The 25,917-nt window shown below is 37.4% G+C and carries 23 protein-coding genes and 1 pseudogene; 6 read left to right on the top strand and 18 right to left on the bottom strand.

Features of this window, described 5'->3' with window-relative positions; translation table 11 throughout:
- Positions 1-26: 26 nt before the first annotated feature.
- From ACF8D3_RS16070 to wecB, 11 genes and pseudogenes are all read right to left on the bottom strand, one after another.
- Positions 27-1,202: a DegT/DnrJ/EryC1/StrS family aminotransferase gene (locus ACF8D3_RS16070; RefSeq protein WP_392472413.1), complete on the bottom strand. Its 1,176-nt coding sequence runs from the start codon at positions 1,200-1,202 to the stop codon at positions 27-29.
- A 26-nt stretch (positions 1,203-1,228) separates the two neighbouring features.
- Positions 1,229-1,888, bottom strand: coding sequence for an acetyltransferase (locus ACF8D3_RS16065; RefSeq protein WP_392472411.1), 660 nt, complete (start codon positions 1,886-1,888; stop codon positions 1,229-1,231).
- On the bottom strand, positions 1,885-2,493 hold the full coding sequence (locus ACF8D3_RS16060) for a sugar transferase (RefSeq protein WP_257736267.1): 609 nt from the start codon (positions 2,491-2,493) through the stop codon (positions 1,885-1,887). Before ACF8D3_RS16060 ends, ACF8D3_RS16065 begins: the two co-directional genes overlap by 4 nt.
- A 1-nt stretch (position 2,494) precedes the next feature.
- Positions 2,495-3,706 carry a glycosyltransferase family 4 protein gene (locus ACF8D3_RS16055; protein ID WP_392472409.1) on the bottom strand — a complete coding sequence of 404 codons (1,212 nt, stop codon included), beginning with the start codon at positions 3,704-3,706 and terminating at the stop codon, positions 2,495-2,497.
- Positions 3,703-5,517: a heparinase II/III family protein gene (locus ACF8D3_RS16050; RefSeq protein WP_392472408.1), complete on the bottom strand. Its 1,815-nt coding sequence runs from the start codon at positions 5,515-5,517 to the stop codon at positions 3,703-3,705. The genes ACF8D3_RS16055 and ACF8D3_RS16050 overlap by 4 nt, the downstream gene beginning before the upstream one ends.
- A 27-nt stretch (positions 5,518-5,544) precedes the next feature.
- The gene (locus ACF8D3_RS16045) at positions 5,545-6,597 is read right to left on the bottom strand and encodes a hypothetical protein (protein ID WP_392472406.1); all 1,053 of its coding nucleotides are present in this window, start codon (positions 6,595-6,597) and stop codon (positions 5,545-5,547) included.
- On the bottom strand, positions 6,594-7,790 hold the full coding sequence (locus tag ACF8D3_RS16040; protein WP_392472404.1) for an O-antigen polymerase: 1,197 nt from the start codon (positions 7,788-7,790) through the stop codon (positions 6,594-6,596). Before ACF8D3_RS16040 ends, ACF8D3_RS16045 begins: the two co-directional genes overlap by 4 nt.
- Positions 7,791-8,939, bottom strand: a complete 1,149-nt coding sequence (locus ACF8D3_RS16035; protein WP_392472402.1) for a hypothetical protein — start codon at positions 8,937-8,939, stop codon at positions 7,791-7,793.
- 13 nt (positions 8,940-8,952) lie between these two features.
- Positions 8,953-9,054, bottom strand: a pseudogene (locus ACF8D3_RS16030) (antibiotic acetyltransferase); the annotation flags it as partial.
- 426 nt (positions 9,055-9,480) lie between these two features.
- Positions 9,481-10,737, bottom strand: a complete 1,257-nt coding sequence (gene wecC, locus ACF8D3_RS16025) for a UDP-N-acetyl-D-mannosamine dehydrogenase (protein ID WP_392472400.1) — start codon at positions 10,735-10,737, stop codon at positions 9,481-9,483.
- Positions 10,738-10,769: 32 nt separating this feature from the next.
- A complete protein-coding gene (wecB, locus tag ACF8D3_RS16020; protein ID WP_392472398.1) occupies positions 10,770-11,900 on the bottom strand; it encodes a non-hydrolyzing UDP-N-acetylglucosamine 2-epimerase in 1,131 nt (376 codons plus the stop codon).
- A gap of 557 nt (positions 11,901-12,457) precedes the next feature.
- Here wecB and ACF8D3_RS16015 point away from each other — a divergent pair.
- The 5 genes from ACF8D3_RS16015 (at position 12,458) to ACF8D3_RS15995 (ending at position 17,802) form a co-directional block, all read left to right on the top strand.
- Positions 12,458-13,558, top strand: coding sequence for a polysaccharide biosynthesis/export family protein (locus ACF8D3_RS16015; protein ID WP_392472396.1), 1,101 nt, complete (start codon positions 12,458-12,460; stop codon positions 13,556-13,558).
- Positions 13,559-13,563: 5 nt separating this feature from the next.
- Entirely contained in the window at positions 13,564-13,992 is a 429-nt protein-coding gene (locus tag ACF8D3_RS16010) for a low molecular weight protein-tyrosine-phosphatase (protein ID WP_392472395.1), read from the top strand.
- An 18-nt stretch (positions 13,993-14,010) separates the two neighbouring features.
- The gene (locus ACF8D3_RS16005) at positions 14,011-16,191 is read left to right on the top strand and encodes a polysaccharide biosynthesis tyrosine autokinase (RefSeq protein ID WP_392472393.1); all 2,181 of its coding nucleotides are present in this window, start codon (positions 14,011-14,013) and stop codon (positions 16,189-16,191) included.
- A gap of 174 nt (positions 16,192-16,365) precedes the next feature.
- Entirely contained in the window at positions 16,366-17,073 is a 708-nt protein-coding gene (locus tag ACF8D3_RS16000) for an FKBP-type peptidyl-prolyl cis-trans isomerase (RefSeq protein WP_004882136.1), read from the top strand.
- A gap of 45 nt (positions 17,074-17,118) precedes the next feature.
- Positions 17,119-17,802 carry an FKBP-type peptidyl-prolyl cis-trans isomerase gene (locus ACF8D3_RS15995; RefSeq protein WP_392472391.1) on the top strand — a complete coding sequence of 228 codons (684 nt, stop codon included), beginning with the start codon at positions 17,119-17,121 and terminating at the stop codon, positions 17,800-17,802.
- 47 nt (positions 17,803-17,849) lie between these two features.
- Here ACF8D3_RS15995 and murJ read toward each other — a convergent pair whose 3' ends face one another.
- Positions 17,850-19,400, bottom strand: a complete 1,551-nt coding sequence (murJ, locus tag ACF8D3_RS15990) for a murein biosynthesis integral membrane protein MurJ (protein ID WP_171253904.1) — start codon at positions 19,398-19,400, stop codon at positions 17,850-17,852.
- 62 nt (positions 19,401-19,462) lie between these two features.
- Positions 19,463-20,056, bottom strand: coding sequence for a 1,6-anhydro-N-acetylmuramyl-L-alanine amidase AmpD (gene ampD / locus ACF8D3_RS15985; RefSeq protein WP_278395311.1), 594 nt, complete (start codon positions 20,054-20,056; stop codon positions 19,463-19,465).
- 145 nt (positions 20,057-20,201) lie between these two features.
- Between ampD and nadC the strand changes: the two genes are divergently transcribed.
- On the top strand, positions 20,202-21,047 hold the full coding sequence (gene nadC / locus ACF8D3_RS15980) for a carboxylating nicotinate-nucleotide diphosphorylase (protein WP_392472389.1): 846 nt from the start codon (positions 20,202-20,204) through the stop codon (positions 21,045-21,047).
- On the opposite strand, the gene ACF8D3_RS15975 is transcribed toward nadC, so the two are convergent.
- The 5 genes from ACF8D3_RS15975 to ACF8D3_RS15955 form a co-directional block, all read right to left on the bottom strand.
- Positions 21,044-21,235, bottom strand: a complete 192-nt coding sequence (locus tag ACF8D3_RS15975; RefSeq protein ID WP_004882142.1) for a hypothetical protein — start codon at positions 21,233-21,235, stop codon at positions 21,044-21,046. The two genes, nadC and ACF8D3_RS15975, sit on opposite strands and share 4 nt — an antisense overlap.
- Before the next feature lie 207 nt (positions 21,236-21,442).
- The gene (locus ACF8D3_RS15970; protein WP_392472387.1) at positions 21,443-23,623 is read right to left on the bottom strand and encodes a phosphocholine-specific phospholipase C; all 2,181 of its coding nucleotides are present in this window, start codon (positions 23,621-23,623) and stop codon (positions 21,443-21,445) included.
- A 20-nt stretch (positions 23,624-23,643) separates the two neighbouring features.
- Positions 23,644-23,787, bottom strand: a complete 144-nt coding sequence (locus ACF8D3_RS15965; RefSeq protein ID WP_171054742.1) for a hypothetical protein — start codon at positions 23,785-23,787, stop codon at positions 23,644-23,646.
- A gap of 144 nt (positions 23,788-23,931) precedes the next feature.
- Positions 23,932-24,648 carry a ribonuclease PH gene (rph, locus tag ACF8D3_RS15960; protein WP_004882145.1) on the bottom strand — a complete coding sequence of 239 codons (717 nt, stop codon included), beginning with the start codon at positions 24,646-24,648 and terminating at the stop codon, positions 23,932-23,934.
- A gap of 97 nt (positions 24,649-24,745) precedes the next feature.
- A complete protein-coding gene (locus tag ACF8D3_RS15955; RefSeq protein WP_171054746.1) occupies positions 24,746-25,888 on the bottom strand; it encodes an acyl-CoA desaturase in 1,143 nt (380 codons plus the stop codon).
- Between the last annotated feature and the right edge of the window lie 29 nt (positions 25,889-25,917).

The raw sequence follows: 25,917 nt of genomic DNA, 5'->3' as shown, positions 1-25,917 counted from the left end.
TCTGATTCTGGATATTACTCAATAATTTAATCATCAATTGCTTGTATCACGTTCTGAATAGCCACTACTGTTTTTGTAATGCTATCTTCACTTAATGTCGGATGTACCAAAAACATTAAACTTGTCTCACCAAGTTGCTGGGCATTTTCCAACCGTTGTTCAGGGCGCCACGGCGTATTATCAAAAGCGTGTTCCAAATACACCTCAGAACAAGAACCACTAAAGCAAGGCACATTTTGCGAATTAATCTCTTGCATGATTCTGTCCCGTGACCAACCTTCAGGTAATGCAGCCAAATTAACTTGTACATAGCATTTATAATGCGCATGAACATAATCATTCGAAGGTAAGTGAACTGTAAAATAAGGAGAATCGGCAAAAGCTTTTAGAATTTTTTCTGCATTCTCAGTTCGTTTCTGTGTCCACTCTGCCATACGTATCAGTTGAATACGACCGATCACTGCCTGCATTTCCATCATACGCCAATTGGTTCCAAATGAATCATGTAACCAACGAAAACCCGGCGGGTGTTGCTTGTTATAAACGCTGTCATAGCTTTTACCATGATCTTTATAAGACCACATTTTTTTCCAAAGGCTCTCATCATTGGTCGTGACCATTCCGCCTTCGCCACCTGTGGTCATAATTTTATCTTGGCAGAAAGACCAAGCTGAAATATGCCCAATTGAACCCGCTGGTTTACCTTTATACTTTGCACCATGCGCTTGCGCGCAATCTTCAATAACATACAGCCCTTTTTCTTCAGCCAGTTGCATGATCGGATCCATATCACACATCCAGCCCGCCAAGTGCACACAAATAATGGCTTTGGTTTTCGGAGTCAGTACCGCCTCAATAGTTTCTCGGGAAATGTTCTGTGAATCCAGCTCGACATCAGCAAAAATAGGATTTGCTCCTGCGGTAACAATTGAACTGGCTGAGGCAAGGAAAGTTCGTGACGTGACGATGACATCATCACCCGAACCAATATCCAAAGCTTTTAATGCGACATCTAATGCAACAGTTCCATTCGCAAGCGCAACAGCATATTTAGTTTGAGAAAATTGAGCAAACTCTTTCTCAAAATCACGACATTCTTGGCCAGTCCAGTAGTTCACTTTGTTTGAAAGAAGAACATTTTTAACAGCATCTGCTTCTTCAATTGTGAAGCTTGGCCATGGTTCAAATGAAGTGTTTAACATCTTATTTTACCTAAATTTGCTCAAAATTAATTTTTTTCAAGAACTCTAGCAGGATTTCCTACTACTGTTACATTTGGAGGAACATCTTTCGTGACTACCGCCCCCATTCCTACTATAGCACCTCGACCAATCACAAGTGGTTTATTTGCAGTGCCTTGTTTAATTACGGCACCAGCTCCTATGTATGCATGATCTTGAATATGAATATTGCCATTACATTTTACACCTGGCGCAAAAGTGACATAATCACCAATTACACAGTCATGCTCAACATAACTATATAGGTTAGCATGGAAGCACTTACCAATTTTTATATTGGAGGTAATCGAAACAAAGGGACTTAGCGCAGCACCCTCGCCTAATTCAATATTGTCCATCATCACAATATTATCAGCATGTACAGTCCATAACTGAAGACCATCTCTAATGAGCTGATTTGCAAGTTTTTCACGAATTTGACTATTTGCAATGGCAATCAACACGTATTTTTGAGGCGCATCCAAGTCTTTGAAAGACTGATAGTTTAAGGCGATATGCCCATTTACAATCTGCTGTTCTCGTAGACTGTCGTCAATAAAATAAATCTCAGAGTTAACACCCTCTCTGGACAGTTGTTGGCGAGCAACTGGCATCAGACTACGGCCACAACCTGATGCCCCATAAATCGCATAGATCGGCTGACTCATTGATTTTCTTCCGACGTTGAACCCGTAAACTTTGTCATCGTCGCTTCGCCAGCCTCGTTAATATCATCTTTGGCAATGACCTTCTTCACTGTCTGCAACATAATTTTAAAGTCTAGCCAAAGTGATCTGTTTTCCACATACCATGTATCTAGTTTAAATTTTTGTTCCCAACTAATTGCATTACGCCCATTGACCTGTGCATGTCCTGTCATTCCTGGACGTACATCATGACGTTTGGCTTGTTCTTTATTATATAAAGGTAAATATTCCATCAATAATGGACGTGGCCCCACGATACTCATATCGCCTTTAATCACATTCCAAAGCTCAGGCATTTCATCCAAGCTTGTTGAACGTAACATCTTGCCAAAAGGGGTTAAACGCTCATTATCTGGTAATGGATTACCTTGTTCATCAAGTGCATCCTTCATGGTGCGGAACTTAATCATTTCAAAGGGTTTGCCATGTAAACCAGGACGAACCTGACGAAACAAAACTGGTGAGCCTAGATTCTTTTTTACTTTATGCGCAACATAAAAGTATAGGGGTGAAAGCAACACCAGCGCAGTGGAAGCAATAACAATATCCAGTAAACGTTTAAGCATATTACGCTCCTGTGACCCAGTCAGAAAATTTCTGCGAAAGAATAGAACGATTAAACTGTTCTCTGGCAACCTGCTGACCATTTCTGCCCATTTCAATCAGTTTTTCGCGCTGATTCGCTGCCTGTTCCAAGGCATCAGCAAACGCTTGAGGATTCTCTGGGGGTACAGCAAAACCACATTGTTCTTTAGTAATTAACTCTGCTAACCAACCCGGATAATTATTTAAAACGGGCAGGCCAGCTGAAATATAATCAAAAAATTTATTCGGTGACGTTCCATAATAAAAGGCTGGAACATTGGCTAAAATTTGTAACCCAATATCTGCACTGGCCATAAGACCTGCTAACTTTGCTTTATTAACAGGATCATGAAAAATCACATTATCCAATTGAAGCTCGGCCGCTCGTTCAAGCAATGCTTTTTTCTGCATGCCATCCCCAACCAAAACCAATTTAATGTCCATTCTTTGACGTTTTTTCAATTCAACTGCTGCGTCTAACACAGCATTAAGACCATTGGCCAAGCCATGTGTCCCAGTAAAAATTGCCATAAGGTCTGTTGGTTGAACACCCTCTGGTCGCCATGCTTGATGTTCAGATGCAAAAATATCTAAATCACAACCATTTGGAATAGAGGCTACTTTTTCAGGGGCAATCCCTCGTTTAATAATGCCGTCCACAATACCTGGAGACAATCCCACTAAACGATCAGCTGAATGATAAGAGGTCCACTCAAGCACAGACATCATCCATAAAACAATTGGGTTTTTGATCACCCCCATCGCTTTAGGCAGCTCTGGCCATAGATCCCTCACTTCGAAAACAAATGGTTTACGCCGAAACCACTTAGCAAAAATACCCGGAATACCCGCCGTTAATGGTGTTGTTGTCGCAAATACAACATCGTATTGTTCAGTCAAAGCAACTTTGATCGATTTAAAAGCAAAACTTAAAAAAATTAAAATACGCTTGAGAAAAGAAAGCGCATTTGAATAAGGCAGTTCAAATTCTATGATATCGATGCCATCGACCATACCACGGCGCATTCCTTTATTAAAAGGCTGGATTAAACCCGTTTGGCCTGCACCAAAAGAACCACAAACCATCGTCACCTGATGGCCATTACGAATGAGCGATTGAGCCATGGCATAGGAACGGATTCCTGCTGACCCTTTAGGTGTCGAGAAATGCTGATGGAAATATAAAATTTTCATGTTAAATCTTTAATTACAGTAAAAATTGTAGTCGCTTGTGTAGCAATCACTTCTAGAACAGGCACTTTGCTCTTTTGATAGTAGTACCTAGACTCCTCTCCCTCACTCCAACGAAGAGTGATCGGATGCTCAGCCTCTAAAATAATCTCCACTTTACCATTGCTTAGAACATTATTCTCAAGAGTCCAATGATCTGGCTGTAAACGCCAACGTAAGACCGCTTGTTGCTGAAATCCAGAGATATTATCTGCTATTTTAATTGCATTATCTGTTAATGAAATTTTACGGTGGTGTGTACAACCCCAATGATCTTGATAACCACAACCAAATTCATTAGCACTATACGTTAATTTTTTTGGTGTAAGCCATGCACCAAATAAAAAGCGACTTAAACGCGGCATTTGTTGATGTTGATCAAACTCAACGGTATTGTGACTGGCAACGCCAGAAAAGTAGTTTAAATCTTCTACGGTGGAATTATAACTATAAGTTCCGCCATCACGTAAAAGGTTTTGTCCTTTAAACCAAACATCCAGATGCAAAGCATCACATTGACTTGGACGAAATTTGAATTTCGGCAATTTGAATGCAATAAAGAAATTATTATTTTGAGAGCTAATCAAACCGCTTTCATTAAAAAATTGATTTCGCGAAGGTAGTTCAACGTTTTCTTGCTTCAATTTTTGTATTTGAAAGAACGTTAGACTTTCATCATATGAATCTGGTTCTGAATAATAACTATGTTGATGGAATAAGGTACTTGCCAACTGAACTGTTGGTCTAAAATCACGATAATCCGTTTGGCTTACAGGAATCAGTCGCGCACCATCATTGGCACCTAAATTAGGGACATCCCCATCAACTTGGGTTAATACATATAACCAGTCTGTCGCTTTCTGCAATTGACGGTATAGTTGTCCTGAAAAAGGCTTCAATTCAAATTTTTGGCGGACGATTTCAGCTAAGCAATAAGAATCCAGCATCACGCGATGGTAATTAATCGAATATTGACTAAAACCACCATCTTGCATAATGAGCTTGCTTGCACGGTTCAGCAACCATTTCTCACCCAATGCCTGCCATTGCTGATATTGAGGCTTAGGTTTCCAAAGATTTAGAACAGCCCCACCGATATACAATGCTGCTGCCTCAGATGTCCCATGATTATTATCCTGAGCAATGGCATAATCAATTGTCGGTTCAATACGCTTTAAATGTGCCTCGATAAATGCGCAGACATTGTCATGCGGATGCTGCTCTTGCTCTAAACCGATAAGTGCAGTAATGATATGCATGACACGGATGGATGCTTCCTGCCCACATTTCCAATTCGGCCCCAAATAAGCAGGGTTCTTCTCACACCAATCATTCAACCATAAATCAAGCTGAACCAATGCTTGCCCATCTCTCACTTGACGCTCGTGTAGCACAAGGTCTATTAGCCAATCAAAACGAGAAGCCTCCCATATGCCTTTAATATCACCAACATTTCCATCAAAATCTGGAATTTGATACCACGCCTTCTCTGTATTTTGAAAGGTATGTTTGGTTAAAGGGCTATAGAACCAATTCGGCAGCTGTCCAGCCACTGGATACTTGAGGTATCCAAAGGCTGTTAACGTTGAGTTTACGGGCACATTCATTGTGCCAGTGGGTGCACTCTGACTAAAGAAGCAACCCGTTGGCAATTGTGCAGACAGCTTTTGTACAGGGTTTAGACCTGTTTTTACGCCTAGACGATATTTAAAGACTCTGAACAAATTAAACAGCCCTAATGCTAGCGCTGTTTGAGCTTTCATTAGAATAGGCATTTAAAATCTACCTGATAGGAATATAGATTATTTCTTAATTTCATGATCTATCCATCGTCGAACGATACTATCCCAAGTATAATTTGTCTCTACTCTTTCTCTTAAAGTCTTTGAATTGCCAACAAATAAGTCATAATTATCAAATACATGAAGAATCGTCGAATTTAAACTTTTATAGTCTCCTGATCTATAGAATATGAATTCATTAAAATCTTTTGCTGTTTCGTAAAGAGAGTCTCCAATAATCACAGGAATATTCAAATAAGCATACTCAAACATTTTCATAGGACTTCCAGATTTTGCTATTTCAGAGTCATCTGGATGAAGGATAAGAATAGGGTTGATAATTTCATTAATTCCTTTAATTAATAACTTATGATCAAATTTTCCATGAAAAAAAATATTTTTTAAATTTACATGATCATTAAAACCAAATACATGTAAATTAATATTAGGATGATCTTGCATTACACGATACAAACCATCCCAATCATAATAGTTTTGTTTTTTTCCAAAATAAACAATATTAGGTTGCGATTTCAACCTAAGATTAGGATTAAAATTATTAAATGCACTTGGATTAAAACCATTAGGCATAACATAAATTGGATATATAGGTTTCGTTAGAGATAATATTTGCTTCTTTGAATTTTCAGAAACAACAATAATTTTTGCAAATTTTGCAGTTAAATAAATTGAAAGCCTGACTCCTGCTCTAACCAAGAAATTTTTTGAATTCAATCCAGTAATAGAATTTACTTCAAAATATATATCCTTATAAAAAAATAGATAAACAAAAAATAATAAAGGTAAGATAGGGCGCCAGCGTATTACTATTTTATCTTTCTTAAAAAGAGATATAAAAACCTCATAAAAGCAAACCAAAAGCAAAGCATATTTGAACTCTTTTATTTTTGTATAAGAGTTTTCTACAATAAAATTCTTAGCTCCTTTACCACAGATGAGAGTAACATATTGATTATTGTTAGCTAAACCTTCAACAAAACCTTTTGCATGACTCACACGTCCACACGGGCCTTCAAGGAAGAAAGATTTGGTAGTTAGAATATACTTAATCATAGCTTTTCCGTAATAAGAGCTTTATATCTATTTAAAACCACATCCAAACCAACCACTAAAATTAAAAAAATAAACCCATTATATACACTTCCTCTAGAAAAAAATAAAATAAAATAAAATATAAAACCAAAATATAAATAGTTATATTTAGAGGTTAATAAAACATTATGAATTAAAAATCTAGAAAAAAACAATACAATAAAATATATAAAACCTAACCAACCTGCAGCATCAGCATAAGCATAACCATAGCTTGTAGGATGAAGACTTCCACCAACACCACTTTCCACTAAATAGTCATATAAATTATACTCAACAGTTTTCCCTTCAAAGCTCCAAAAATATAATTTACTTAAAATCTTTTGGAAAAAAGTAAACTCTCCGCACCACAAAGATACATTACATTGTTCAATAGTCTTGAAATAAACAGAAATAATAGAAAGATCACCTGAAGTAAAATTCTTTGCTAAAATATCTGAAAAAGAATCACCAACTACTCCTGCATCCAAACTATTATTTAAAGAACCTTGATAACGAACAGCTTTTACAAACTGTGACATAATAAAGATTATTGGCACCATCAAGAATAAAATATATCTTTTCTCCTTATTAAAAAAAAGAATATAAAAAAATAAAGGTAAAAAGAATAAACCAATAATTGATCTACTTCTAAAATAAAATAGTATCAAAAGAAATATTAAAAATATAATCACACCCAATATTTTCTTTTTATTTTTATAAACATAAATAAATTGTGAAAATAAAAATGCTGACAAACCAAGCAAAACAAGATACCAGCCTCCCAAGTCTCTTTTTGATGTAAGATTTGACTCTAAAAAGGCTTGAACATCAACCCCATTAAATAAAAGAATAAGTGGTATAACACCACTAACAACCAATATAGTAAAATCCTTAGATTTTGTAGGCTGCAAATCTAAAGTATATTTTTTATTAGTCTTAGAAAAAACTAAAAATAAAGTAAAATATAGGATATTACATAATACTATAAAATTAGCTGCCTCAATAAAAGTTGACTCATAAAAAGTTCTATTTTCAATAAAGAAATAGAAGGGAATATAAACAAAAGGTATATTTAGCAACCAAAATAAAAACATAGGGGATTTAGCTTTCCAATCTATATAAATACATGGAAGAGAGGAAATAAATGCTAAAAACAAGCTTAAATAAGCCATTTAATTCTCCTCAATTCTTCTTGCAATCTTATTTGCAATAAAGACTCTAAACAACCAGTTTAAAATTACCACTAAAATTACTATGTAAAGAGAAAAATCAAAATAAACAACCAATATCAAAACCAACATATATAGAATTGTTAATATTATATTTCTCCCCAGAAAACTTTTTAAATCTACAGGGTTTGCCAAAGCTCCCATCTTAGATGTAGGAAATATATATAAAACTCTTAACATTCCCAATAGTAAAAACATAATAGCTAAAAATAAATCTAATTGAACACCAGTACATAAAAGGTAAGCACAACCAAAAATAAAATTTAACAAACCAACAGCGACGATTGAAATTCTTATTTTATATTTATTTTTTTCAATAAAATGCAATGTTTTTTCTGGCTGTTTTCTTATTTTTGGAGTTAAATAAAACCCTAAATATCCTGATAAGAAAATTCCATAAGCAGTAAACAAAGTAAAATATAGAAAGTATTTAGATACTAGTTTAGCATCATAAAATTTTGCCAAAAGAAATAATTCATAGTATGTAGCAACATTTAATAACAACCCAGAGATGAGCATTTGCCGAGCAAAACTATGATTATCTTTTTCCAACTTAATAGAGTTATCACTTTTAAGTTGAGAAGAACACTTAAGTAAATAAAGTAGAGAAGGAAGAAATAAAAATAAACCGAGCATTACATAGTAATATTTATTTAAATTTGAATAATAGCAAGTAAAAAGAACAAAAAATAATAATAAAATTTTCCATATCGACTGATTAATTTGAGCTGCCAAATTACCATTAGCAACCCTTAACAAAGAAGTCACAAAAAGAGAGAAAGAAAAACTTACCACTATAAAATAAGAGAATTCAAATTTAAAAAAATAATCTAGAATAAAACCAAAGATAAGCCAAAATATACTTAGGTGTAGACATAAATCTAACGTTGACTTTATTTTCTCTGGATATCTTAAAAAAACATTATTATATCCTAATAGTAGTAGTGGTCCAATCATCATCATTAGAGACTTATTCAAAACCCACAACTTAATATCATTAGCACTAAAATAATGATTAATTAAGATATCAACAAAAAACAGCCCCCCTATACCTAATGTATAGAAAATTAAGCTTAAAATAATACTATTCATTACCTGATATTTTTCTATATTTTATAACTTTAGCAGGATTTCCTCCTACAATAGCATAATCAGGGACATCCTTAGTGACAACAGAGCCAGATGCTATTACTGCTCCTTTACCAATCACATTAACCTTACTTAATATCAAGCTATTAGCGCCAATCCACGCATATTGCTTTATAACTAAAGTCGAGTAATTAATACCATCCTTTTGCCAATCATCACTCTTTTCAATATTATGGTCATGAGTAAAAATCATTGCGCGTTCAGATATTGTGACGTCATCTTCAATATTGACCCCACCAGTAAAGTCAATATAAGCTCCACTTCCTATTTTTAATGACTTACCATAGTTAAAAAATGATTGAGGTACGCTATGGGCGGGTTTGACTAATATATTACTTCCAAACTTAGCCAAATACTTTCCTTTATGATATTTTCTAAAAAAGCCAAGCTTCAACTTCCTTAGGAAAGGAAGTTGAAATAGCGTCGAGGCTAAAATGAAGTAATATAATTCTTGTAGAATTTTCTTTTTCATAACCCATCCAAGTTATACAATAATACCCTTAGTATCTATAATATATTGACCATCTAAGGAGCTTTTCTTAAACTCTTTATGATCAACCAAAATTAAATGGATATCAGCTTTATCCTTATCCTCTAATTGGATAAGTTGAACATTTGATGGTAAATTCACAGGTAACTCATCAATATTTGGCTCGATAGCTAAAATATTTAATCCTTGTTCTGCTAACTGTTTTGTAATTTCCAACGCAGGGCTTTCACGGAGGTCATCGATATCTGGTTTAAACGCTAAACCGTAACAAGCAACTGTAACATCTTTAATTGTTCTAGTTGGATTCGCCTGTAAAAACTCGGCGATCTTGATCTTAACCTGATCAATGACCCATTCTGGTTTAGCATCATTCACTTCACGTGCCGTACGAATCAAACGTGCTTGTTCTGGTGTCTTTGCTACAATAAACCAAGGATCAACAGCAATACAGTGACCACCGACCCCAGGTCCTGGCTGTAAAATATTCACACGAGGGTGACGATTTGCCAATGAAATTAATTCCCAGACATTGATATCTAGCTTGTCACAAATAACTGAAAGCTCATTTGCAAAAGCAATATTGACGTCACGGAAAGAATTCTCCGTTAACTTACACATTTCTGCGGTACGAGCATTAGTTTCAATACAATCGCCTTTTACAAAGATTTTGTATAAATCACATGCAGCTTTTGAGCAACGTGGTGTCATCCCACCAATAATACGATCATTACTGATGAGCTCTTGTAAAACTTTACCTGGCAATACACGCTCTGGGCAGTGCGCGACTAAAATATCAGCCTCTTCACCCTTTTGTTGCGGGAAGCTTAAATCTGGACGCGCTTCACTTAACCAAGCCGACATTTGTTCAGTTGCTTCTACAGGTGAAGTCGACTCCAATATTACCAAGTTACCCGGTTTTAAAAATGGAGCTAAGGCTTTCGATGCAGCTTCAATATATTTCAAATCAGGTTGATAGTCATCTTTGAATGGTGTTGGGACAGCAACAATATAGGCATCTGCTTCTGTTGGTGTAATCTGTGCCGACAATTTTCCTTGCGCTACAACATCACGAACTAAAGCATCCAGATCAGGTTCAACGATATGAACTTTTCCTTGATTAATCATATCAACAGCATGTTGATTCACATCAACACCAGTAACTTTTACTCCATGTGCAGCAAATGTTGCTGCAGTAGGTAAACCAATATAGCCCAATCCAATTACACAGATATGCTTAAATGCGTTATTCATATTCAATACTTTTCAAACTTGATAGATAAAAATTAAACGAAATTTCTTTTTAAGAAATCAATAATCTGCTGACATGCTGTGCCATCACCATAAGGGTTATGTGCTTCAGACATTTCTGCATAAATATTTGGATTCTCAAGTAACATGGTTACTGACCGTTCGATAGTATTTACATCAGTTCCAACCAAACGTACCGTTCCTGCCTGTACAGCTTCAGGTCTTTCCGTAGTGTCACGCATTACCAATACAGGTTTTCCTAAAGATGGCGCTTCCTCCTGAATTCCACCAGAATCAGTTAAAATCAGGTAGCTGCGATTCATCAAATAGACAAAAGGTAAATAGTCCTGAGGCGCGATCAGGTGAATATTTTCTATTCCTGCTAAAAGTTCATTTACAGGCTGCTGTACATTTGGATTTAAATGGACAGGATAAACAATTTGGATCTCAGGATATTTTTTAGCTAAATTTGCTAGAGATGTGCAAATATTTAGAAAACCCTGTCCAAAATTCTCTCGACGATGTCCAGTGACTAGCACAAGTTTTTTATCAGAATTAAGGAATGAAAATTTTTCTTGAAATTGATTAACAAGTGATTGGTCTGTTTCAACTTTTTTCTTCACTTGTAACAGAGCATCAATCACGGTATTACCTGTGATTACGATATTGACGGGGTTCACATTTTCTTTAATTAAATTTTCATAAGAAGATTGTGTTGGAGCAAAATGATAATTTGCTAAAACACCCGTTAATTGTCTATTAGCTTCTTCTGGCCAAGGAGAATATAGATCTCCTGTTCGTAAACCAGCTTCGACGTGACCTACCTTTATTTTGTGATAATATGCCGCCAACGAAGCGGCAAATGTAGTTGCAGTATCACCATGTACCAGAATAAGGTCAGGAATCCATTGCTCAAATACTTGCTCTAAACCCACTAATACACCAGATGTTATGTCAGATAAAGTTTGGCCTGGTTTCATCAGATTCAGGTCAAAGTCAGGTTTCAAATCAAATAGCTCTAAAACTTGATCTAACATCTGGCGATGCTGGCCAGTAACACAAACTTTAGTTTCAAAGTCTTGATCGAACTCTTTTAATTTTATAGCCAAAGGTGCCATTTTTATCGCTTCTGGCCGAGTACCAAATACTAATAAAACCCTCTTCACCTAATTCACCCTTTTTATTCATGATCATACGACTTAAAGCGATATTAAGAACCAAAGAAACACCCAAAATGGTTATGTAACTTCAAATATCCACAAAACTACAATATTGTTTTTTTATGAAAACTTAAAGAAAGTGCATAAGTCTAACTCAATTTTTTAAAGAAACTATGGCTATCAATCGTCTTTAGGTCCTATGTTTAACAAGTAAAACTAATACTCTTTTAGTTTATCTAAAGAATTTGCTACCAACCAAGAAAAAGTAGCTTTTCTGATTACCAACGAAATCCTACCTAGGATAAAAACGGCTCTACTATAGCAGACTTTTAAATTTACCCTCACTTTAATTGTACGATTGTTTTTAATAAACACTCTCTTATCAGTAAGCATCTATATCCTATCTGTCTAGACATAGCCTAGAAATACTAAACATACAAAGCTTCTAGATTTTCTCATGATTTTTTAACGTTTTTAAGCTAGACTGAGTGCATTTTTAAATCTAAAGTGAAGCTGTATAGAGCAGCTGATATCAATGAGATATAAGTATTCAAGGGTCGAGTGTGAAGCATTATAAAATTTTTTCTATCCTCGCAATTAGCATTAGTGCTACAGGTTGTGCCGTTACTTCTGGCTTGCAAACTTATGACATTCCAAGTGAAGGAAGCTATACAACTGATCTAGGGTCACATATTAATGTTGTAAAAATTACTCAAGATAGCCTAACGACTATTCTCTCTCAACAAGTAAACACACAACAGAATTATACATCACTTTTTAAGGAGCACCCCCAAACTTATCGCTTAAGCTCAGGGGATATTTTATCTATTCAGTTATGGGCCTACCCTGAAATTACGCCGCCATCAGTGACGATGAGCAATGACCAAGCGATCCAAGCAAATGGTTATCCAATTGATGCTAATGGATATATTCAACTGCCATTGGTAGGTCGATATAAGGCATCAGGTAAATCACTCAGCCAATTAAATGTAGAACTGAGAAAGCACTTTGCACAATATTTAAAAAACCCAGATCTCATCGTAAGAGTTCTTTCCTATCAAGGGCAACGTTATTCAGTCCAAGGAAGTGTAACTCGCGCAGGTCAGTTCTATTTAAATGATAAACCCACAAGTATCTATACAGCCTTAGGTCTTGCTGGTGGAATCAATGATAAAGGTGCAAATACCTACATTCAACTTATTCGAAATGGTCAAACCTATAACCTCAATACGATAGAGTTAGAAAAATCAGGATATTCGCTGCATAACCTTTTAATTCAACCTAATGATACGATTTATGTCAGTACAAGAGAGAATCAAAAAATCTACGTTATGGGGGAGTCCGGTAAGAATCAAGCTTTACCTATGCGTGATCAAGGCATGTCTTTGAGTGATGCACTTGGTGAAAGTTTAGGCTTAAATCCTTTATCCGCTAGCGCTAGTCGCATTTATGTATTAAGAACAAACCCTACTAATCACAGTACCGCTCTGTATCATATGAATTTGTTGAGTCTCGGTGACTTTGGATTAGCCAATCAATTCCAGTTACGTAGTAACGATATTGTCTATGTAGATGCGACAGGATTAACACGCTGGCAACGTGTGGTGAATCAAATGATTCCTTTCTCAAGCGCTTTGTATAACATTGATCGCTTAGGACAATAATTCAAATGAATATCAAAAATATTCTGGTTGTGTGTGTTGGAAATATTTGTCGTAGTCCAATGGCAGAGTATTTTTTAAAAGCAGATTATCCTAACTTACACATTGAGTCAGCAGGCATTTCAGGTTTAATCGGACATCCTGCTGATGAAAAAGCAATACTATGTATGCATCAACTCAATATTGATATGGGTGCCCATGTTGCCAAAAAGTTAAATGCTGAACATTTAAAAAATGCAGATTTAGTTCTTGTGATGAGTCATAATCAGCAAAAACATGTCGAGCAAACTTGGCCATTTGCAAAAGGGAAAGTTTTCCGTTTAGGTCATTGGCAAAACAAAAATGTACCTGACCCTTACCAACACGATCAAACTTTTTTTGATCAAACCTGTCTGCTAATCCAACAATGTGTTACTGACTGGAAAAACTATATTTAACTTTTTAGATTTAAGATTATGAGCCAAAATACCAATACTGAAGATACGATTGACTTAAAAGAGCTTTTCTTTGCTTTGATTGCACAATGGAAGCTAATTGCACTGTGTATTATTTTGAGTTTGGTCTTTGCTTTGTTATACCTACGCGCAACTCCAAATACATATTCCGTTGATGCTTTGGTCCAAGTAGAAGACAGTAAAGGGGCTTCAGCTGCGCTGCTTGGGGATCTTTCACAAATGATTGATCAAAAGTCGCCGGCTCAATCTGAGATTGAAATTTTAAAGTCTCGCTTAGTTCTTGGTTCTGTGATTCAAGCACTTCATCTAGATATTAATATTTCCAGCACTGAAGATACTTTTTCTCATCGTTTATTCAATAAAGTAGATTACTCGACTGAATATACTCCCAAAGCTGTTATTTTTAATGATGGTGGGAAATCTTTTGATATCAAGCAATTCGATGTTCCGAATTACTATCTAGATCAAAAGCTGAGCTTAAATTTTAAGAATAATAGTTTTAGTTTAACTGATCCAAAAACGGATAAAGTCCTTCTTTCAGCTCCTCTGAATCAGTTAAATCAGGTTAACACTCAAGATGGTTTTTGGAAAATTGCAATTTTTACAAAAGATACTTTTGACATTGATTACTCTGTACAAAAAAGTTCATTACCAGCTGCAGTCAACACTATTCTTTCCAACTATTCCGTTGCCGAAAAAGGGAAACTAACGGGAATTTTAGGATTAAATTACCAAGGCCAAGATAAAGAGCATATTACGAAAGTTCTAAATTCTATTTTATCAGCTTATAGTGCTCAAAATGTTGCTCGTCGATCAGCAGAAACAGCACAAACACTGAAATTCTTAGATGAGCAACTCCCTGAACTAAAAAAACAGTTAGATGATGCTGAACGTGAGTTCAATAAATTCCGTCAACAATACAATACGGTTGATGTCACTAAAGAGTCAGAACTTTATTTGACTCAAAGTATTACTTTAGAAACAAAGAAAATTGAATTGCAACAACAGCAAGCTGATTTAGCTGCTAAGTACACGTCTGAGCATCCCGCTATGCGTGAGATTAATGCTCAGCTTGCAGCATTAAATAAACAAATCTCAGACCTTAATGGCACACTTAAACGCCTACCAGATTTACAACGCCAATACTTACAATTGTATCGAGAAGTTGAAGTTAAAACCCAACTGTATACAGCATTGCTTAATTCATATCAGCAATTACGTATCGCAAAAGCAGGTGAAATTGGTAATGTCCGGATTGTGGATACTGCCGTAGAACCTGTAGAACCAATCAAACCTAAGAAATTACAAATTTTAATTCTTTCTATTTTCCTTGGTGGCTTCTTAGGGACTCTGCTTGCATTATTACGAAATATGCTACGTACTGGCGTCAAAGACTCGACACAAATCGAGAGAGAGTTTGACCTTCCTGTTTATGCTACAGTTCCGAGATCTCCTGTACAAGAAACTCGTATCAGTATCTTGAAAAAGAAAAAATCGATCCCTATCTTAGCTGTAAAACATAGTGATGATATTGCAATTGAGAGCTTACGCAGTATCCGTACGGCAATCCATTTCGCCCTCGCGAATGCAAAAAATAATATCATTATGATTGCTGGCCCAGCACCTGAAGTCGGAAAATCGTTTATTTCAACGAATTTAGCAACCATTTTTGCTCAAAGCGATAAAAAAGTTCTTCTCATCGATGCGGATATGCGTCGTGGTTATATGCATAAATACTTTGATGTTGAGGTGAAACCTGGATTGTCTGAATTTTTAAGCAATCAAGCTGAGTTAAGCCAAGTAATTCATCAGACTGAGGTAAATGGACTGAATGTCATCACACGTGGTAAAAGTCCAACAAATCCATCTGAAATGTTAGGTTCTCAAAAATTTAAAGCATTGCTTGATGAACTCAGCCAACAATATGATCATATCATCATTGATACGCCACCGATTTTAGCCGTAACGGATGGGATTATTATTTCTCAATATGCAGGCGTGAACTTATTAATTGCTCGTTATTCTAAATCGCAAATGAAAGAGCTTGAGCTTAGCTTAAATCGTTTTGAGCAAGCAGGCGTCAAAGTGAATGGCTTCATCTTAAACGATATCCAACGTACTGCTGGCGCTGGTTATAGCTATAACTATGCTTATGCCTATAAAGCCAATAAAGAAGACTAACTTTAACTTGCGTTAAAGTGAGTAAAAAGCCAGATCAATTGATCTGGCTTTTTTTTAAAACAAAAACCTAATAAAAAATACACGTATTATTCAAATCGGTTATTCAATGGATCAGCATAGACATGCTAAGATCAATGCCATATTTTTTACTAAGAACTCATATCGGGACATCTCATGAGTAAAGCTTTACCTTTTGTTGTTGCAGCCGTTTTAGGTGGTGCAGCGCTTGTTCCTGTTTATTACGCTACACAACATCCAACAACTGAACTTGGGGCTAAAGCTGATAAAAATGCAGCACCTGTAGCAAAAATCAGTTATGCCTTGGGTTATGAAGTTGCAAAGCAAACTCCTCCTGAATTAGATACAAATTCATTTATTACTGGTTTCCGCGATGCACATGCGCAAAAACCAGCAGCATATACAGAAGAAGAGCTACAAGCAGCTTATGTTGATTTTCAAAAAGAAATTCAACAAAAACAGTTAAATGAAACGAAAAAAGCAGAAGCAACAAGCAATAGCTTTTTAGCTGAAAATGCCAAAAAAGAAGGTGTTAAAACAACTGCTTCAGGTCTACAGTACAAAATTATTAAAGAAGGTACTGGTAAACAGCCATCTGCCACCTCTGTCGTTAAAGTTCACTACAAAGGTCAGCTCACTGATGGTAAGGTCTTTGACAGCTCTTACGATCGTGGCGAGCCAATTGAATTCCCGCTCAATCAAGTGATTCCTGGTTGGACGGAAGGTCTACAACTGATGAAAGAAGGCGGTAAAGCAACGTTATACATCCCTGCAAATCTGGGATATGGTGAGCAAGGCGTACCAGGTTCTATTCCACCGAACAGTACATTAATTTTTGATGTTGAATTAATCTCTGTAAAATAATTGATATAAGGAGAGCATGTGCTCTCCTTTATTTTGGAAGAAATAATGAAAAAACTAAGTCTAATTTTAATTGCATCGGCTATTGGTACGGTTCAAGCAGCACCGACAACATTAAAAAGCCCCCAAAAGGAACAGTTGGGCTATAGTTACGGATACTTGATGGGTAAAGGAAATGCAGAAACCCTGAAAGATTTAGATATTGAAACCTTTGTACAAGGCTTAAAGGATGCGACCCAAGGTAAAACAGCATCATTAAGCGATGAAGAAATGGCGAATGTTCTAAATCAATATAAAAAACGCCTTGAAGCAAAACAGTTGATTGAATTTCAAGAATTAGCGCAACAAAACCAGCAAGCAGGTCAAGCTTTTTTAGCTGAAAATGCAAAGAAAGCGGACATCATCACAACAAAATCAGGTTTACAGTATCAAGTCTTACAAGAAGGTAAAGGTAAATCACCTAAAGCCACCTCTATGGTAAAAGTGAATTATGAAGGTCGTTTGCTTGATGGAACTGTTTTTGATAGTTCTATTGCACGCAATCATCCTGCTGAGTTTAAACTCAATCAAGTCATTTCTGGCTGGACCGAAGGTGTTCAAACCATGAAAGAAGGCGGTAAAAGCCGTTTCTTCATCCCTGCTGATTTAGCATATGGTGACATTGGTGCTGGTGATGGAATTGGCCCGAACAGCACACTGATTTTTGATATCGAACTGATCGAAGTGAAATAACAAAGAACCCTCCATCTCGGAGGGTTTAATTTTAGAATAATTGAGTATTAATGTTTTAAATGTCTTGGTCTAAAACCCATTACCACTAAACCAATTAAATAGGCCACAACGCCAACCACACATAGACCAATCACTTCTACAATACGGAACCATTGTGAAACATCACCTTGATACCATGTTAAGGCATACCACAAGGCTGCAATCATGGTCATATTCGCTACCGCAAATTGGAAAAATAATTTCTTCCAATGCGCACCAAAACGGTAGATATGACGCTTATGTAAATAGAAATAGAGCATTCCTGCATTCACCAAAGCAGAACCTGATGAAGCAAGAGCCAGTGCCATATGCTCTGCATGCCAATCAATTAATTTAAAGAAACCAATAAATACCACGTTTAAAATAGCATTTGCCGCAACCGCCATTAAGCCCACACGCACTGGTGTTTTAGTATCTTGTTGTGCATAAAACCCTGGTGCGAATACTTTGATCAACATAAATGAAATCACCCCAGCACTCATACATTGCAATGCTAAAGCCGTCATTTGAGTATCTTCTAACGTAAACTCACCACGTTGGAACAATGCTTGAATAATCGGTGTCGATAACATAAATAAAGCAATACTGGCAGGGATACCGACTAACATAATAATTTTAGCGGCCCAATCGATCATGCTCTTAAATTTGGCTTGGTCTTGCTCGGCATGACGTGCTGATAATGAAGGCAAAATCACCGTGCCTATTGCCACGCCAATCAATCCCAATGGAAGCTCCGTCATTCGCTCAGCACTATAAAGCCAAGACACCGAACCATCTTGCATGAATGATGCCCAGATTGTATTGAGCAATAAATTAATTTGCGTTACTGAGACACCAAATAAAGCTGGCAACATCAGCTTTAAAATACGATCTACACCTTCATGTTTAAAATCAACTTTTGGTGGAATAAGTAAGTTTTTCTTCCATAACTCAGGAATTTGAATCGCAAGCTGCAATACACCTGCCGCAACGACTGCCCAACCTAGTGCCATAATTGGCTCAGCCATGAACGGCGTTAACCACCATGCTCCTGCGATCATGGCAACATTTAATAAGACAGGTGCAAATGCAGGTGAGGCAAAAGAGCCATAACTGTTCAGAATACTACTTGCAAATGCCGTTAATGACATAAACATCAAATATGGAATCGTTAAACGAAACATATCAACGGCTAATGCAAATTTATCAGGATCGTTATGGAAACCAGGTGCATACAAATAAATAATGGCAGGTGCAGCAACCATTGCCACAAACGTTAATAGGGTCATGGCTGTCAATAAGCAGCCAAATACCCGACTAATTAAAATCTGAACTTCGGCATGCGCACGACTGGTCTTATATTCTGTTAAAACAGGAATAAAGGCTTGTGAAAATGCACCCTCAGCAAATAAACGCCGAAAAAAATTAGGAATACGAAATGCAACAACGAATGTATCGAAGTCCTTCCCTGCACCAAATACGTTGAGTAGTACGACATCTCGTACCAATCCCAACACTCGGGATAACATCGTCATTGCACTGACAATGACAGTCGATCGCCACAATGCCATCGCATTCACCTACGGCTTATCTTTTAAAAAGCGTTATTGTAATGAAAGTCCAAATAAATTTCGTTGTGAAATCATAAATCGAACGATGTTTTTTTGGATAATTTTGCTGCTGATAATTGGAAACGGAATAACTGCCAGTCAAAAAATGGTCCAGGATCAGTCTTACGTTTCGGTGCAATATCAGAATGTCCTGCAATATGATTTTGAATTTTTGGATAAGCTTGCTGAAGCGTTTGTATAACCTCTACCAGTGATTGATATTGTTCTTTTTCAAATGGTAAATCATCACTTCCTTCCAGCTCAATTCCAATCGAATAATCGTTACATTCTTTTTGAGCCAAATAACTAGAACGTCCCGCATGCCAAGAACGGTTATTGAAATTTACGAACTGGATGACCTCACCTGTTCTCAAGATCAATAAATGTGCAGAAACTTGCATTCCCTCAATAGTTTGGAAATAAGGATGCAATGACCAATCTAATTTATTCTGAAAAAACTGCTGAATATAGCCTCCACCAAATTGTGAAGGAGGCAAACTAATATTATGAATTACAATCAGTTGGATATCAGTGCCATCTGGACGTACATTAAAATTTGGAGATGCTATTTGAGTCGCCCCAATTAATACACCATCCTGAACTTGAGCAAATTTAGAGTGTTGCATTGTCATTCGAATCAGCAATTTAATATTTCTATGCTGCATTCTGACATGCTTTATCACGAATAATCGAGACGAAATACTTATTTTTTATGTTGAGGGTGCTAATATAACGCACAAGTTTTTTGGCCAAAAATATACTGGAAATGGTATGAGTATTCCTCAATCTTTGCTTGAACAATCTATTCAAATCAATATTCAACAAGCATTACAAGAAGATATTGGGGATGGCGATATTACTGCCATGTTAACACCTGTAGATGAACAAGCGACTGCCACGATCATTACTCGTGAAGAGATGGTTCTAGCGGGACAGCCTTGGGTTGATGCGTTAATAAAGGCGTATGACGAAACTGTGCAAATTACATGGTTAAAGCAAGAAGGTGATGTTGTTGCAGCAAATGAAGCTTTTTTAAAGCTTGCTGGTTCAGCACGTAGCCTTCTCACTGTTGAGCGTCCAGCGTTAAACTTTGTACAAACACTTTCAGCCGTTGCGACCAAAACAGCAAACTACGTTAAACAGCTTGATGGATTAAATACAAAATTATTGGATACACGTAAAACCTTACCCGGATTACGCATCGCACAAAAATATGCTGTGGCTATTGGCGGTGGACAAAACCACCGTTTAGGTCTATTTGATGCATTCTTAATTAAAGAAAATCATATCATGGCAGCTGGTGGTATTGCTCAAGCGATTGTCAAAGCACATGACATTGCACCGGGTAAACCTGTTGAAGTTGAAGTTGAGACTTGGGACGAGCTGAATCAGGCGCTTGAAGCTGGGGCTGATATTGTGATGTTAGATAACTTTAGTCAGCAGCAAATGATTGATGCGGTGAAGCATGTCGCTGGACGCTGTAAATTAGAAGCATCAGGTAATATCACCATTGAAAATCTACGTGAAGTCGCAACGACAGGTGTGGATTATATTTCGATGGGCGTACTTACCAAAGATGTAACCGCTGTAGATTTATCGATGCGTTTTAACGCTTAACCTTGTTCGGATTTATTCTCTTGCTCTGAACGTTTTGGTTGAACCGAAACTTCAGGCATCTCTATTTTTCTTTCTTCAGCTCGCTCAGTCCATGCTGATTTAGCTTCGGTTGAATCAGTAGGTCTTGGGTCGGCAGCCATCAAGACAAAAGTAACTGCGGTCAAAAATACGAGAAATACTTGTAACATTCTCATCCCTATTTTGTTTTCTTTCAATTTTATAAATTTAACAAAGCAAAATGAGTCAAATTTGCGTGCTCTGTTACATTATGAAATGCGTCAGTTAAGGTATGTAGAAAATGATAACATCATGTTTTTACATCTCTAACCAGAATAAAGTAAAAACAGCCTAAACTGTGTTTAGACTGTTTTTTTTGCAATCGCAGAATTAAAACATCATGAACCAACAAAGCCCATATATGGATCAGAAATTGAATCTTCATTTGTTTCAATGCGACCAGCAAAACGACGGCTATAACTTGGCTCGTTGACTATAGTCACCGTGAAATCATACCAGCCACCAAACTCGCTCATATCCCAGCTTAACTCTTTCTCTGCTGCAGCTGTTTCGATTTGCCATGTTTGACTTGGTAAATACGCATTGGCTTTTACGATGAGTTTTGCAGTTTGAGCTGCATCATTACGCACTTTTAAGAAAAGTTTCGGATCACACTCTTCCATACACACGCGTATCTCAGGTAAGGCAGCAGACTGCTCTGCTTGAGATAAATCACCAGTAAAACTTCGATGGAAACCATTTGGCCCAAGTACCCATAAGTCATAACGACTTTCTTTGGTTTGCCAAATGTCATCCAATTGTTTGCCTGCTTCAACCATATAGCGGCGAGGCACAGCATCCAGATTCAATTTGTCATAGACATGGAAAACTGCAGCATGTGTACCTGTATTGGAGAACATCAACTTTACAGTTTTCGCAGCAACATCAACTTTGGCACTGGTATGAAGAATATACGGCAGTGCACGTGATGGACGAATACCTGTTTCTTGTATTGGATAAGCTTGATTCAGCGGGCGACTCACCTGAGCTAAACCTTCTTGTGCTTTGCGAATTGCATCAGCTTCAGCTTTGGTTTTCTTCCCTGATAGATCTGGCAATGGAACAATATTCGGTGTTTCAAAATCAAAAGCTGTCGTTAAATCACCACATACTGTACGGCGATAAGGGCTGATATTCGGTTCTTCTACATCAAAGCACTGCTCCAAGAAACGAATCACCGAAGAATGATCAAATACTTGTGAATTGACCCAACCACCACGACTCCAAGGGGAAATGATGTACATTGGAACACGAATCCCTGGTCCATATACCCCAACCCCATTACTCACTTTTGGATCTGTAAAGTTTGGCTGTCCCGATGATGCCTTATCATGTGTTGCATATTCATACGACATTTGCGCTTCAGTTAATGTCGACTTACCACAGACCTCACCAGACACATCAATTGATGGTGCACTTGGTGATGGCACATGGTCGAAGAAACCATCATTCTCATCAAAATTAATTAAAAAGACAGTCTGACTCCAAATTTCTGGACGCTCCGTTAAAGCATTCAAAACCTCTTGAATATACCACGCGCCCTGAACTGGACTTGAAGGTCCAGGATGTTCACTATAGGTCGCTGGAGCGACCAACCAGCTCACTTGAGGTAATTGACCTTGGGCAATATCCTGTTTAAACGTCCCAAGAAATCCGCCATCAGGCATGGTGTTGGCAATCCCTTTATATAATGGTTGATTTGCATCAATCGCAGGATCATAGGCAGGACAAATGGTACTGTTATTGACGGGTTTCCCAGACAATTCATTGGCACGACGATACTGTTTAAAACCTGCTAAGGGATTATCTGTAAAGTTATCTGGCATGTTTTGGTAAACTTTCCAGCTTACACCTGCCTGTTGTAAACGTTCTGGATAAGTTGTCCAATCATAACCTGTCGTTGATGGGCCTATCGCATCTAAATCATTGACTACACTGGCCACATTTCCTGTGGTTGGGCCATTCGTTCCTGTCCAAATAAACATACGATTCGAGTTAGTTCCTGTATGCATCGCACAGTGATATGCATCACATAAAGTAAAGGCATTGGCTAAAGCAAACTGAAACTCAACTTCTTGCTGTTTGTAATAACCCATAGACTGAGGTTGTTTATATTGCACCCAATTGCCCATACGACCATGATCCCACGCGTACTGCCCATCGGTCCATGAGTGCGGTGTTCCACTGACACGCTGTGCGTTACCGCGCGTACTGTCTAAATGGTAGGGATAAACTTTGTTTTTGTTCGCATCATATTGCTCCCAAACTTTACGTCCCTGAGTTAAAGGGATGGTAAAACGGTCACCAAAACCACGTACACCTTTCAAGGTACCAAAATAATTATCAAACGAACGGTTTTCTTGGGTCAGAATCACCACATGTTTAACGTCTTTAATTGTTCCTGTTTCTACTTTGGCATCAATCGCTAATGCTTTTTGAATACTCATTGGAAAGCTCGTTAAAGCGGCTGTTCCAAAAAGTGCTTTGGTTGAATTTAATAAAAAATCACGACGGTTCATTTGTTATTTCCTTATTCTTATTATGGGGCGCAATGGATTTTACAGTTCGAGGTTGGCGGCTCTGGTGTTGGCGTAGGTTTATTGTTATCGCCACTATCATTGTCATTACACGCACTTAATAAGAAGACACTACTACTCAGCAGCACTAAAAGGAAATTTCGCATTTTACTATCCGTTAAAATATTCGTGCAGATAGTCAATACAATATAAATGACAGTTGAATGATTGTTTTATAGCAATTCAATGACATCGAAGATAAAAAAAAGGCGGTCTAAAAAAACCAGACCGCCCGCACTATCAACTGGAACTTACCAACCGAGTGCTTGCTGTTGCTTCTGAATCAATTCCAAGATTCCTTTCTCTGCAAGCTCTAACATAGCATTGCACTGCTGGCGCGTGAACGGTTTTTCTTCAGCCGTTCCTTGAATTTCAATAAACTCACCAGCTTGTGTCATCACCACGTTTAAATCCGTTTGGCAATTTGAATCTTCTTCGTAGCAAAGATCGAGTAGGACTTCGTCTTGATACATCCCGACCGAAATTGCTGCAACCAAACCCTTTAATGGGTCTTGTTTAATTTTTTTGTTGCTCAGTAACACATTCATCGCATCAACCAAGGCAACCGCTGCACCTGTGATTGCTGCAGTACGTGTACCACCGTCAGCTTGGATAACATCACAGTCAATCGTAATCGTGTTTTCACCCAACTTTTTCAAATCAACCATGGCGCGAAGGCTACGACCAATTAAACGTTGAATTTCCTGAGTACGACCTGTCTGCTTACCACGTGCTGCCTCACGGTCACTACGGGTATGTGTTGAACGCGGTAACATACCGTATTCAGCAGTGACCCAACCTTGACCCTGACCTTTCAGAAATCGCGGTACTGAATTATCAATACTCGCCGTACACAACACTTTGGTATGACCAAACTCAACCAAAACTGAACCTTCCGCGTAACGGGTATAATTACGCGTAATTTTTACTTCACGTAATTGGTCTAATGCTCTTTGGTCAATACGCATAACGATTCCTTAAAACTATGGCTCAAATATCATTGCGCCATAGTATAGCTCAATTACACGTACTTTCAGTTTTACTTATTCGTTACAATTCACCAGTTTAAGCAAGCTTCAATTTTGCTTTCAGTTTGCTGAATGCTTGAGTTAGGTTTGCACCCACATCATTTGGCAATGAACACTTCGCTAAACGTACCCAAACGGTCCAGAACTGTTTCATAAAGTTTGCTTCGTTATAGTTCACGCCATATTCAGCACATAAAGCTCTGATTTTTGGTGCAACTTCTTCATAACGATTGGCTGGCATATCTGGGAATAAATGATGCTCAATTTGATGGCTCAAGTTACCACTCATAAAGTGCATCCACTTACCGCCTGTAAAGTTACTCGAACCACGGATCTGACGTAAGTACCACTCTGCTTTGCTTTCATTTTCAGTGTTATCCGCTTCAAATGTTTCAGCATCTTCAGTAAAGTGACCGTTAAAAATCACGGCTGATGACCAAAGATTACGGATAATATTTGCCACAGCATTCCCTGCTAATACAGGAATAAAGTTAATGGTCGCAATCGCTGGAAAGAACACATAATCTTTTAAGACTTGGCGTTTAGCTTTCTTACGGAACTCAGCCGCATCAGCCCAAACTTGTTTCCACGTTTTGGTTTTATAAACCAAAGCATCTTCAAGATGTAAGTTTTGCACGCCCACATACCATTGGAAGAAGAACATCAATTGTAATGCCAATGGGATATTGAACAGATGACGCACTTCCCACTTCTGATCTTCTGTGACACGCAAGATGCCATATCCCACATCATGGTCTTTACCGACAATGTTGGTATAAGTATGGTGCATATAGTTATGGGTATAACGCCAGTCATTACCTGAACAGGTGTTGTCCCAGTCATAATCTTCGCCACGTAAACTTGGATCATTCAACCAGTCAAACTGACCATGCATCACGTTATGACCAAGTTCCATATTCTCTACGATCTTAGACACACCAAGCATGGCTGTCCCCAACAACCATACTGGTGGGATCCAACCACCGAACATCAACATTCCACGAGATGCGATTTCGGTATAACGCACGAAATTACGTACTTTATAAATATATTTTGAATCTTGTTCACCTAGATTCTGCATCACATCTAAACGAATCTGTTCTACACGACGACCAAACTCTTCTATTTGCTCTGGTGTTAGATGAGCTGATTTTGATGCTGCTTTAAATTCTAATGCCATATTCATTGTGATAATCCTCAAATGTCTTT

Source organism: Acinetobacter sp. YQ_14 (assembly GCF_043102985.1).
Classification (GTDB): Bacteria; Pseudomonadota; Gammaproteobacteria; order Pseudomonadales; family Moraxellaceae; genus Acinetobacter; species Acinetobacter venetianus.
Note: the sequence above shows the minus strand (reverse complement) of the source record. Positions and strands in the feature narration are given on the sequence as shown.

Bases quoted from the DNA above. Each gene is read 5' to 3' on its own strand.
- ACF8D3_RS16050 (WP_392472408.1), bottom strand. From the start codon at position 5,517: ATGCCTATTCTAATGAAAGCTCAAACAGCGCTAGCATTAGGGCTGTTT.
- ACF8D3_RS15965 (WP_171054742.1), bottom strand. From the start codon at position 23,787: ATGCGAAATTTCCTTTTAGTGCTGCTGAGTAGTAGTGTCTTCTTATTA.
- ACF8D3_RS16040 (WP_392472404.1), bottom strand. From the start codon at position 7,790: ATGGCTTATTTAAGCTTGTTTTTAGCATTTATTTCCTCTCTTCCATGT.
- ampD (WP_278395311.1), bottom strand. From the start codon at position 20,056: ATGCAACACTCTAAATTTGCTCAAGTTCAGGATGGTGTATTAATTGGG.
- ACF8D3_RS16010 (WP_392472395.1), top strand. From the start codon at position 13,564: ATGAATATCAAAAATATTCTGGTTGTGTGTGTTGGAAATATTTGTCGT.
- ACF8D3_RS16065 (WP_392472411.1), bottom strand. From the start codon at position 1,888: ATGAGTCAGCCGATCTATGCGATTTATGGGGCATCAGGTTGTGGCCGT.
- nadC (WP_392472389.1), top strand. From the start codon at position 20,202: ATGAGTATTCCTCAATCTTTGCTTGAACAATCTATTCAAATCAATATT.
- ACF8D3_RS15970 (WP_392472387.1), bottom strand. From the start codon at position 23,623: ATGAACCGTCGTGATTTTTTATTAAATTCAACCAAAGCACTTTTTGGA.
- ACF8D3_RS16060 (WP_257736267.1), bottom strand. From the start codon at position 2,493: ATGCTTAAACGTTTACTGGATATTGTTATTGCTTCCACTGCGCTGGTG.
- ACF8D3_RS16035 (WP_392472402.1), bottom strand. From the start codon at position 8,939: ATGAATAGTATTATTTTAAGCTTAATTTTCTATACATTAGGTATAGGG.
- ACF8D3_RS15995 (WP_392472391.1), top strand. From the start codon at position 17,119: ATGAAAAAACTAAGTCTAATTTTAATTGCATCGGCTATTGGTACGGTT.
- ACF8D3_RS16005 (WP_392472393.1), top strand. From the start codon at position 14,011: ATGAGCCAAAATACCAATACTGAAGATACGATTGACTTAAAAGAGCTT.
- rph (WP_004882145.1), bottom strand. From the start codon at position 24,648: ATGCGTATTGACCAAAGAGCATTAGACCAATTACGTGAAGTAAAAATT.
- ACF8D3_RS16055 (WP_392472409.1), bottom strand. From the start codon at position 3,706: ATGAAAATTTTATATTTCCATCAGCATTTCTCGACACCTAAAGGGTCA.
- ACF8D3_RS16000 (WP_004882136.1), top strand. From the start codon at position 16,366: ATGAGTAAAGCTTTACCTTTTGTTGTTGCAGCCGTTTTAGGTGGTGCA.
- ACF8D3_RS15975 (WP_004882142.1), bottom strand. From the start codon at position 21,235: ATGTTACAAGTATTTCTCGTATTTTTGACCGCAGTTACTTTTGTCTTG.
- wecC (WP_392472400.1), bottom strand. From the start codon at position 10,737: ATGAATAACGCATTTAAGCATATCTGTGTAATTGGATTGGGCTATATT.
- ACF8D3_RS16045 (WP_392472406.1), bottom strand. From the start codon at position 6,597: ATGATTAAGTATATTCTAACTACCAAATCTTTCTTCCTTGAAGGCCCG.
- ACF8D3_RS15955 (WP_171054746.1), bottom strand. From the start codon at position 25,888: ATGGCATTAGAATTTAAAGCAGCATCAAAATCAGCTCATCTAACACCA.
- ACF8D3_RS16070 (WP_392472413.1), bottom strand. From the start codon at position 1,202: ATGTTAAACACTTCATTTGAACCATGGCCAAGCTTCACAATTGAAGAA.